Raw genomic sequence first — 9,608 nt, 5'->3', positions numbered from 1 at the left:
TCCTCTGCTCGCGGTAGCGCGTTATCGAGGTGTGTCGTCGGACACGAAATGATTACGACCCGGCTCGGGGGCGTACACCTTCTCGGTCGAATCGAACCGGTCTGTTCTCGAGGGGGCGACCCATCGCTGCCTCGATTCGATCATCTGTGGGGCGAACCTTCGGCGTGTGCGACCGCGTCATCGAAGGTATTGCTACACAGGGAATTCGGTGAGAACGCGTCGATCCTCTGTGGACGGGGACAGGATCGGTCCGGTGCCGTTGCGGCAGGTTGTCGTCGGGCCGGCCGAATGCGAGGGCCGTAAAGATCGACTTTCGAGTATGACGTGGCCCACTTGCCTCGGTTCAGATGGCGTCGGACACGATTCCTTGAAAACGCTTGGACCTGCGACGTTACCTGGTTGTGACCTGAAGGTCGCGTGATGACGCTCCGTGCGGTGGTACAGATCCGCCGGCGATGCCCGCGGCCCCGTTGAGGGCCGGACGCAATTCGGCCGATTTTGGAGCACGACCTTGTCCGTTTCATCATTGCGCCGTTTCCGTGCCGCCGTCGCCGCGGCTGCCGTTCTCACCACCGCCATCGGCGTCGGTACGTCCGCCGCCGATGCCGACACCGCCACCTCCGCACCGACCGGGTTCCAGGAGCCCCGCGCTCTGATCCGGGCGCTGGACTTCGACGCATTGTCCGCCGACGGCTGGACCGTGACGGACGCCGTGGAGGACACCACCTCCACGGAGTCGACCGAGGCGGTGGAGGTCGCGACGGAGATCGCTCCGCCTCCTGTGCCGCCGGCGGTCACACCCGAGGAGCTGACCCGCATCGTGCCGGGTGTCCCTGCGGAGAAGATCGAGCAGTACATCGCACCGCTGAACGATGCGATGACGCGCAGCGGCATCGACAACCCGGTCCGTCAGGCGGCGTTCATCGCCCAGCTCGCCGTCGAATCCGATTCCTTCCGCACCTTCGAGGAGTACGCGTCCGGACGCGCCTACGAGGGGCGAGCCGACCTCGGCAACACCCAGCCCGGCGACGGCGAACGTTACAAGGGGCGCGGCGCGATCCAGATCACGGGCCGTCACAACTACGAGAAGGTCAGCGAACACATCGGCGTCGACTTCGTCGCGCACCCCGAGCTGCTCGCTGCGCCGGAGAACGCCTTCACCACCGCCGCCTGGTACTGGACCTCGCGCAACCTCAACGAGGTCGCGGACACCGCGGGGATCGTCCGGGTGTCCGAGCTCGTCAACGGCGGTCACCACGCGCTCGGTCGCCGTATCGACGACTTCAAGCGTGGTCTGGACGTGCTGCTCCAGCCGTAAGCGCCACATAGTCGCACCGGGCCGATGAGTTCGGGGCGCGCCGACGGTCTATCGGATCATGAGAAAACTGATCTACGACTTCGGCGTGTCCCTCGACGGCTACATCAACGACCGCGACGGCAACATCGACTGGACCGACCCCGACGACGAACTGCACCAGTTCCACAACGACCGGTTCCGTCAGCTCGAGCTCTCGCTGCACGGTCGGCGGATGTACGAGTTGATGGCGGAGTACTGGCCGCACCTACCCGACGATGCCTCGCCCATCGAGCGCGACTTCGCCGAACTGTGGACGACCACGCCCAAGATCGTCTTCTCCCGCACACTTACCGAAGTTCACTGGAACAGTCGCCTCGTCAGCGACGACGCGGCGGAGGAGGTGCGCAGACTCAAGGCCGAAGGCGACGGAGTCATGGAGGTCGGTGGGGCGAACCTCGCCGCGTCGCTGATCCCCCACGGTCTCGTCGACGAGTACCAGGTGTTCGTCTCACCCGTCCTGCTCGGTGGTGGCACACCCATGTTCCCGCCCCTGGAGAAACGCGTGGATCTGCGCCTGGTCGAGACACGTCACTTCGCCACCGCAGTGATGTTGCGCTACCTTGCCGACTGAATTTCTGTGACACACCGGTTCTCACGTACCAGGCGCGTGACGGGGTCGCGTCCACCATGTCATCCGCGTTCACCGCGCGCCGGTGCCCGGGCCGTAGAGCCGCGCCACGTCGGGCGAATCCAGCCACCCCGAATAGGTCGGCGACTGCGGCCAGCCCTCGGGCGAATCCTGCCATTCCTCCTGACGACCCCATGGGAGAAGGTCGATCAGGGCGAAGGTGTAGCTGAGCTGTTCGGTTCCGCGGCCGGTGGTGTGCCAGGTGCGGTAGACCTTGTTGCCGTCGCGCAGGAACACATTGACCGCGAACCCTCCACCGGGAGGTGCGTCGACGTCGGCACCGAACGAACTCTCCGACGACGAGTACCACTCCATCGTGTTGCCGACCTTGGCCTTGTAGGCCAGGGCCTCGTCGATCGGTCCGTTGGTGACGATGACCATGCGGGCGTCGTAGTTGTCGAGGATGCCGAGCCGGGTCCACTGCGTTGTGAGGCTCGTGCATCCACCGCACTGCCATTCGGCGCCGTCGGACCACATGTGGTGATAGGTGATGAGTTGCGAGCGGCCCTGGAACACGTCGACAAGCCGAATCGGGCCGTCGACGCCGATCAACGTGTAGTCGGGCAGTTCGACCATCGGCAGTCGACGACGTTGTGCTGCGATGGCGTCGAGTTCGCGAGTGGCGGCCTTCTCCCGTCGACGTAGGTCTTCGAGCGCTGCTCGCCAGGTCTGCTCGTCGACGATCGGGGGAAGGGCGCGGGTGGTCTGCTGGGTCATGACGTCTCCCGGAGTCGGACGGATCCGTTCACGAATGTCGACCGGGGGCAGGCCCGAAACTCATCGATCCCCTCGATCGGAGGTGTCCCGACCGAGGGACTCGACGAGGCGCGTGCCGTGACCGCTACGCGCCCTGACGGACCGGCGTGCGGCGGCCCGGCGCAGCGAGGCCGGCGCCGATCACCGCGGTCGCAGCGAGCCCGGCCAGCGCCGCGAGGAACTCGGTGCCGCTGATCGTGCCGTAGTCGGCGAGGCCGGGAATACCGGCGAAGGTGGCATCCCCGACCGGCAGCGAGTAGGCGCCGACGATGTGCTCGAGACCGTCGGGGCTGCCGGACGCGACGAGCGCCAGCGCGCAGGCACTGGTCACGGCCAGACCACCGAGTGCTGCGACTCCCCGTCGGACGGCGACCGGGGTGACGGTGGACCGCTCGTCCCATACGGCCACGCCGGGCGCGAACGCCATCACCGCGCTCGACACCGCGGCGGTGATGAGGGCTTCACCGAGACCGATGGCCAGATGGACTGCGGTCAGATCGCCGATGAACGCTGCGGCGGCGCCCGTACCGACGGTCGCCGAGTATGCGGCGCCGAGAACCGCCGCGCTCACCGGCACGGACAGACCGGCGCCGAGAGCGGCGGTGGTCCGCGTCAGCTTTCCGAGGCCGAGCCGCTCGGCGCCGGTACGGATGGCGGCGGTGACGAGGACGGGTAGCCCCGCCATCAGCAGCACGTTCACCCCGAGAGCGTTGATGCCGCCGTCCCCGAACAGCAATGCCTGTACGCCGAGCACGGCGGTCATCGCGAGAAGAGCGAGTCGGGGACCGAGGAGCGCGGTCGCGAGCGCGCCGCCGATGAGGTGGCCGCTGACGCCGTCGGCGATGGGGTAGTTGACCATCTGGGCGCCGAAGATCATCGCTGCGGTCGTGCCGGCGAGAAGGGCATCTCGGGTCGTGAGGCGCGGGCGCCCGGCGGTCGCGGCGAGGACGACCGCACCGGTGGCGATCGCCGCGGCGGGCGCGGTGGCGCTCGTGGTGAGGAAATGGTCAGGGACGTGCATGGGTGAGACTCCCTTCGAGGGTGGACGGGTGAACGTGTGTGGAGCGCCAGGAGCGCCAGGTCGACTCGAGCGGCGAGGAGTGGGTGTCGGCACCGAGGAACCGCAGCAGGCTGCCGGGACCTTCGAGCTGGACGACGGCGTCGTCCTCGGCGCGTCGCCCGTAGGTCGCGATGACGTCGTGCACCCGCGCGGAACCGAGGATCCCGGGTTCGGGGAACGCGCCGTGCGCGTACAACTCCTCGACGAAGAGGGGACGACGGTCGAGGGTGGCCGAGGTCTGGCTGCGGATCGCACCTCCGGTTTCCCCGTGGCGCCCGAGGACGAGGGTCTCCCGCATACTCGCGGCGGCGTCGGAGGCGAGTTCGATCCGGGTGTCTCGGTGCACGCGGGCGCCGGTGGCGATCACGAACGGGTAGGTGTCCCAGACGAGGGCGCCGCCCTCGGCGACCGTGATCCGTACATCCCATCGGGAGAGCCGGTTGTCGGCGTCGTAGGCGACGGTGCCACCGATGTCCTGCAGCTCGAGCGTGCACCCGGCGTCGACATGGACGTCGACGGTCACCGAGTCACCACCGAGCAACAGTGCGCCGGCGGCGACGAGGGCGACTCGGGCGTGAGCCGGACCGACTTCCACCGTGCGGGGGACGAGCATGCCCGCCCGCAGGGCCAGACGTGCCCGGCCCGGTGCCCGTTCGATGCGGATCGTGGTGCGGGACATGATCAGTCGTGCGTGTGTGCGACGGCGCCGTCGTGGCTGTGACCGTGCCCATGGGCATGACCATGGCGATGACCGTCGTCCTCGTCCTCGTCCTCGTCCTCGTCCTCGTCGGCGTGGAAGTGCGGAGCCATCGGACCTGGATCGACGGGGGTGTGCGACCCGGCGCGGTGGGCTGCCAGCATCTCGCGCACCCAGTCGCCGAGCGCCTGCACGGACGCGGCGTCGGTCCGGGACAGCGCCAGCACCGGTCCGCCCTCGCGGGCCTTCTCGGCGTCGGCGACCATCTGGGGCACGTCGACACCCACATAGGGGGAGAGATCGGTCTTGTTCACCACGAGCAGGTCGGCGCGGCTGATGCCGGGCCCTCCCTTGCGGGCGACGTCGCCACCACCGGCGACATCGAGCACGAAGATCTGCGCGTCGACGAGCGCGGGGGAGAAGGTCGCGGTGAGGTTGTCACCGCCGCTCTCCACCAGCACCACGTCGAGCGGCGCGAAGTCGCGTTCGAGATCTTCGACGGCCAGCAGGTTCATCGTCACGTCGTCGCGGATCGCGGTGTGCGGGCACGCACCGGTCTCCACCGCGCGGATGCGCTCGGGGTCGAGCACGCCGGCCGAGCGGAGGAAACGGGCGTCCTCGTCGGTGTAGATGTCGTTGGTGATCACGCCGAGCTGCAGCTCGGACGCGAGGGTGCGGCAGATGGTCGCGATCAGCGAGCTCTTGCCCGTGCCGACGGGACCGGCGACGCCGAGACGGAGCGATCGGGTAGTGATGTGTTCAGGCACGGAACAGCCTTTCCGGAGCGGATGCGTGGGCTTCGGCCCATAATTCGGTCTGGGGACCACCGGTCGCCGGGATGCCCGCCGGGTCGGTGAGAGCGGACAGCTCGGCGATGAGCGGTTCGAGATGGGCGCAGGCCTCGAGCGTCCATCGCGAACCGATGGCCGGGTCGGAGGGGTGCAGTTTGAGGAAGGCCGCGACGATCGCCTGCGCCTCCTCGTACAGCACCAGTCGCGCGGTGTCGATCGCCGGGATGCGCGCGAGCGCCGCGATGGCCCCGACCACCAGTCCCCGCGACGGTCGCGGGGTCCGGGCGTCGAGGTCGTCGAGAACGGTGGAGGGCCACAGGTTCCGGGCCAGTCGCAGATAACCGCGGGCCAGCAACCGGGACGCGTCGCGCTGGGCCGGGCCCGGAGTGCGCGCCGCCCAGTGGTCCTCGATCTCGTCGATCCGGAGCGACAGGGCGGCTCCGGCATCGGAGTCGACCGCGTGTCGGGTGACCACGGCGACGCCGGCCTCGACTGCCGCCGAGGTGCGCAACCGTGCGACGAGGAAGCGGCGCACCTCGGTCGGTGACATCCCACCCTGGAGCGCTGGTTCGAGCCCACCCGAGTTGACGTTCCCGCCGACCGGTGCGCGCCCGTCCGCCAGGAGGAGCAGCACCGTGGTGGGGGAGAGAGTGCCGGGCACCATCAGAACATCGAGTACAGCTGCGTGAGCGGCAGTTCGGTGGCCGGCGCTGGAACGACCCGCTCGCCGTCGATGTCGATGTCGAAGGTGTCGGGGCGGATCTCGATGCGCGGCAACGCGTCGTTCTGCTTCATGTCGGCCTTGCCGATGTGCCGGGTCGGCCGCAGCGGCAACAACCTGCGGCGCAACCCGAGTCGTTCCTCCAGGCCGTCGTCGAGGGCGGTGGGGGAGACGAACGACACCGACGTGTGGGGGGCCAGCGCATCGCCGAACGCCGGACGCTGAAGCACCGGCTGCGGGGTCGGGATCGACGCGTTGGGGTCGCCGAGCGCGGCCCAGGCGATCGATCCGCCCTTGATGACCAGCGACGGCCGGATGCCGAAGAACTTCGGGTCCCACAGCACGAGGTCGGCGAGCTTGCCATCCTCGACAGAACCGAGTTCGTGGTCGATGCCGTGCGCGATCGCGGGGTTGATCGTGTACTTCGCGACGTAGCGACGGGCCCGTTCGTTGTCGGCGGGCATGCCGCCGTGGAGCGCCCCGCGGCGGTTCCTCATCACGTGCGCGACCTGCCAGGTGCGGGTGATCACCTCACCGATCCGTCCCATCGCCTGGGCGTCGGACGAGGTGATCGACAGGGCACCCATGTCGTGCAGGATGTCCTCGGCCGCGATGGTGGTGGCCCGGATCCGGGATTCGGCGAACGCGAGGTCCTCCGGGACGGCCGGGTTGAGGTGATGACAGACCATCAGCATGTCGAGGTGCTCCTCGACGGTGTTCACCGTGTGCGGCAGAGTCGGGTTCGTCGAGCCGGGAATGATGTGCGGCATCCCGGCGATGCTCAGGATGTCCGGGGCGTGCCCACCTCCGGCGCCTTCGACGTGGAAGGCGTGGATCGAGCGGCCGCCGATCGCGGCCAAGGTGCTCTCCACGAAGCCCGCCTCGTTCAGTGAGTCCGAATGCAGCGCGACCTGCAGTCCGTGCTCGTCGGCCGCGCGTAACGCCGCATCGATCGCGGCCGGTGTGGAGCCCCAGTCCTCGTGCACCTTGTACCCGGCGGCACCGGCGAGGGCCTGTTCGCGCAGCCCTTCGGTGGAGACGGTGTTGCCCTTGCCGAGCAGCAGCACATTCACCGGCAGCGCGTCGAGCGCGCGGTGCATCTGCATCAGATGCCACGGGCCCGGCGTGACGGTGGTGGCCTTCGACCCTTCGGACGGACCGGTTCCGCCGCCGGCGATCGTGGTGATGCCGGTGGCGAGTGCCTCGACGATCTGTGACGGCGACAGCAGGTGCACGTGCGAGTCGAACGCGCCGGCAGTGAGGATGCGGCCTTCACCGGAGATGACGTCGGTGGACGGGCCGATCTGCAACTTCGGGTGCACGCCGTCGGCGATGTCCGGGTTGCCGGCGCGGCCGAGGGCGACGATGCGACCGTCGCGGATACCGACGTCGGCGCGCACGATGCCCCACCAGTCCAGCACGATCACGTTCGTGATGACGGTGTCGGGAGCACCTTCGGCCCGCGTCGTCACGCCCTGGGCCATCGATTCGCGGATGGACTTGCCGCCACCGAAGACGGCTTCCTCGCCGCCGAAGGTGCGGTCCTCCTCGATCTGGATCCACAGGTCGGTGTCGCCCAGGCGTACCCGGTCGCCGACCGTCGGTCCGTACAGTGCCCCGTACTCGGCGCGTGTGATCTCCACGTTCTCAGTCCTCCTGCTTCCGCACCTGGATACCGGGTACGACGCGTCGCCCGCGCAGGGCGACGGCGTCCAGTTCGCGGCTGCTGCCGGGTTCGAATCGCTGCGACGTCCCCGACGGGATGTCCAGGCGGAAGCCCTGCGCGCGTTCACGGTCGAATTCGAGGGCCGCGTTCGCGTCCGGCAGGTGGAGGTGTGAGCCGATCTGGATGGGACGATCACCGGTGTTGAGGAAGACGAGGGTGATGCGCTCGTCGTCGGAGCGGTCCGCGTTGAGGGTGAGGGAGCCCTCGGCGACGCGAATCGCTCCGGGTCCCGAAGTCGGTCCGGATGCCATGTCGGGCTCCTTTCAGGAAATCGGGTGGTGGATCGTGACGAGCTTGCGTCCGTCCGGGAAAGTGGCCTCGACCTGCACGTCGGTCAGCATTTCGGTGACGCCGTCCATGACCTCTTCGCGGGCGAGGACCTCGCGGCCCTTCACCATGAGGTCGGCGACGTCGGCGCCTTCGCGTGCCCGTTCGATCACCCAGGTGGACAACAGGGCAACGGCTTCGGGGTAGTTCAGTCGGACGCCGCGGTCCCGCCGGTCGCGCGCCACCATGCCGGCGACGGCCAGAAGGAGTTTCTCGGTATCGGCGGGAGTCAGCTGCATATGTCGTTCTTTCGTGCGAGTCGGCGGTCGTGCACTCGATGCCGATCATGCGCGGCTCTTGTTTCGCGGACGTTACCCCCGCGTATCGCGGAGAAATCCGGACGTATCGACCTCAGAAGTGCTGCCGCACTGCGTGACCCCGGCAACACCGCAGTGGGATGCCGCCACCGCCGTCCATGGCCGGACAGACCTACGGCCGTTCCCGATCGATCGGAAACGGCCGTAGGTCAGCGATATTCGAGGCGTTCGTCGCTAGGACGGAACGGAGACCTCCTGATATCCCGCGAGGATCTCGTCGGTGTGTTCTCCGTGCAGCGGCGGTGCCGACCGCAGCGGCGGTCGTGCCCCCCCGAAATTGACCGGGAACGCGATCTGTTCGAGAGGCCCGGACGCATGGTCGACGGTGCCGACCATGCCGATCGCGGCGGTGTGCGGATCGCTGTAGATCTCGTCGAGATGCCGGATGGGGGATACCGGCACGCCATGTTCCTCGAGGACCCGGCACCAATATTCGACCGTCCCGATGGCGAATGCCTCGGTGAGGACCTCGTCGAGTTCGTCGCGATGCTCGATGCGATCACGGTTGTGGAGGAACCGTGCATCGGTCACGAGCTCGGGTCGGCCCAGCGTCACGCACAGCTTCTCCCACAGCCCGTCGTTCCCCACCGCGACGACGAAGTATCCGTCGCTCGCCGGATATGCCTGGTAGGGAGCGAGATTGGGGTGCGCCGAGCCCAGAGCGTGCGGTCGCTCCCGCGTGGCGAAATAGTTCGTGGCCCAGTTGACGTGCATCGCCAGCTGGCATTCGAACAGCGAGGTGGTGACGTACTGGCCGCGACCGGTGCGAGTGCGTTCGACCAGCGCGGCGAGTACCCCGATCACCCCGAACAGTGCTGCACCGAGATCGCCCATCGCGTATCCGGCCTTCATCGGCGCGCCACCGGGTTCACCGGTCAGCGACATCAAACCGCCGGCGGCCTGAGCGACCATGTCGTAGCCGGGCTGGTCGGCCAGCGGTCCCTCGTCACCGAAGGCCGAGATGTGCAGGACGATCAGGTGCGGGTGCTGTTCGGACAGAGCGCGGTAGTCGAAGATCTTCTGCAGGCCGCTGCCGGGTTTGAAGTTCTCGACCACGACGTCGGCGTCGGCGAGCATCCGGTGCACGATCCGCTGTCCCTCCTCCGACTTGAGGTCGATCGTCACCGACTTCTTGCCGCGGTTGACCGCGAGGTAGTAGGTGGCGTCGTCGCCGACGAAGGGTGGCCCCCACACCCGGGTGGGGTCGCCGCCCTGGGGGTGCTCGACC

At 68.3% G+C, this 9,608-nt stretch carries 11 protein-coding genes; 2 read left to right on the top strand and 9 right to left on the bottom strand.

The window, feature by feature from the left end; translation table 11 throughout:
- Positions 1-511 precede the first annotated feature (511 nt).
- Positions 512-1,318 (top strand): glycoside hydrolase family 19 protein, encoded by an 807-nt coding sequence (locus tag R1101_RS0109910; RefSeq protein ID WP_232284717.1) that lies wholly within the window; start codon positions 512-514, stop codon positions 1,316-1,318.
- Positions 1,319-1,376: 58 nt separating this feature from the next.
- The gene (locus R1101_RS0109905) at positions 1,377-1,928 is read left to right on the top strand and encodes a dihydrofolate reductase family protein (RefSeq protein ID WP_016933281.1); all 552 of its coding nucleotides are present in this window, start codon (positions 1,377-1,379) and stop codon (positions 1,926-1,928) included.
- A gap of 69 nt (positions 1,929-1,997) precedes the next feature.
- Here the strand turns inward: R1101_RS0109905 and R1101_RS0109900 are convergent, their stop codons facing one another.
- The 9 genes from R1101_RS0109900 to R1101_RS26325 all read right to left on the bottom strand — a co-directional run.
- The gene (locus R1101_RS0109900) at positions 1,998-2,702 is read right to left on the bottom strand and encodes a DUF899 domain-containing protein (RefSeq protein ID WP_016933280.1); all 705 of its coding nucleotides are present in this window, start codon (positions 2,700-2,702) and stop codon (positions 1,998-2,000) included.
- A 124-nt stretch (positions 2,703-2,826) separates the two neighbouring features.
- On the bottom strand, positions 2,827-3,762 hold the full coding sequence (locus R1101_RS0109895; RefSeq protein WP_016933279.1) for an energy-coupling factor ABC transporter permease: 936 nt from the start codon (positions 3,760-3,762) through the stop codon (positions 2,827-2,829).
- Positions 3,749-4,480 (bottom strand): urease accessory protein UreD, encoded by a 732-nt coding sequence (locus tag R1101_RS0109890; protein ID WP_016933278.1) that lies wholly within the window; start codon positions 4,478-4,480, stop codon positions 3,749-3,751. The genes R1101_RS0109895 and R1101_RS0109890 overlap by 14 nt, the downstream gene beginning before the upstream one ends.
- Before the next feature lie 2 nt (positions 4,481-4,482).
- Positions 4,483-5,265 (bottom strand): urease accessory protein UreG, encoded by a 783-nt coding sequence (gene ureG, locus R1101_RS0109885; RefSeq protein ID WP_016933277.1) that lies wholly within the window; start codon positions 5,263-5,265, stop codon positions 4,483-4,485.
- Entirely contained in the window at positions 5,258-5,953 is a 696-nt protein-coding gene (locus tag R1101_RS0109880) for an urease accessory protein UreF (protein WP_016933276.1), read from the bottom strand. Before R1101_RS0109880 ends, ureG begins: the two co-directional genes overlap by 8 nt.
- Positions 5,953-7,653 carry an urease subunit alpha gene (locus R1101_RS0109875; RefSeq protein WP_016933275.1) on the bottom strand — a complete coding sequence of 567 codons (1,701 nt, stop codon included), beginning with the start codon at positions 7,651-7,653 and terminating at the stop codon, positions 5,953-5,955. The genes R1101_RS0109880 and R1101_RS0109875 overlap by 1 nt, the downstream gene beginning before the upstream one ends.
- 4 nt (positions 7,654-7,657) lie before the next feature.
- Entirely contained in the window at positions 7,658-7,987 is a 330-nt protein-coding gene (ureB, locus tag R1101_RS0109870) for an urease subunit beta (RefSeq protein WP_016933274.1), read from the bottom strand.
- A gap of 12 nt (positions 7,988-7,999) precedes the next feature.
- The gene (locus R1101_RS0109865; protein WP_016933273.1) at positions 8,000-8,302 is read right to left on the bottom strand and encodes an urease subunit gamma; all 303 of its coding nucleotides are present in this window, start codon (positions 8,300-8,302) and stop codon (positions 8,000-8,002) included.
- A gap of 252 nt (positions 8,303-8,554) precedes the next feature.
- On the bottom strand, positions 8,555-9,608 hold a 1,054-nt coding region (locus tag R1101_RS26325; protein ID WP_016933272.1), incomplete at its 5' end, for a CaiB/BaiF CoA transferase family protein.

Origin of the sequence: Rhodococcus sp. R1101 (assembly GCF_000278445.1) — a bacterium.
Classification (GTDB): Bacteria; Actinomycetota; Actinomycetes; order Mycobacteriales; family Mycobacteriaceae; genus Rhodococcus; species Rhodococcus gordoniae.
The sequence above is the reverse complement of the archived record's forward strand: the minus strand, read 5'-3'. Positions and strand labels throughout refer to the sequence as shown.

Coding starts and splice junctions, on each gene's coding strand:
- R1101_RS0109900 (WP_016933280.1), bottom strand. CDS start 2,702: ATGACCCAGCAGACCACCCGCGCCCTTCCCCCGATCGTCGACGAGCAG.
- R1101_RS0109865 (WP_016933273.1), bottom strand. CDS start 8,302: ATGCAGCTGACTCCCGCCGATACCGAGAAACTCCTTCTGGCCGTCGCC.
- R1101_RS0109890 (WP_016933278.1), bottom strand. CDS start 4,480: ATGTCCCGCACCACGATCCGCATCGAACGGGCACCGGGCCGGGCACGT.
- R1101_RS0109905 (WP_016933281.1), top strand. CDS start 1,377: ATGAGAAAACTGATCTACGACTTCGGCGTGTCCCTCGACGGCTACATC.
- R1101_RS0109880 (WP_016933276.1), bottom strand. CDS start 5,953: ATGGTGCCCGGCACTCTCTCCCCCACCACGGTGCTGCTCCTCCTGGCG.
- ureB (WP_016933274.1), bottom strand. CDS start 7,987: ATGGCATCCGGACCGACTTCGGGACCCGGAGCGATTCGCGTCGCCGAG.
- R1101_RS0109895 (WP_016933279.1), bottom strand. CDS start 3,762: ATGCACGTCCCTGACCATTTCCTCACCACGAGCGCCACCGCGCCCGCC.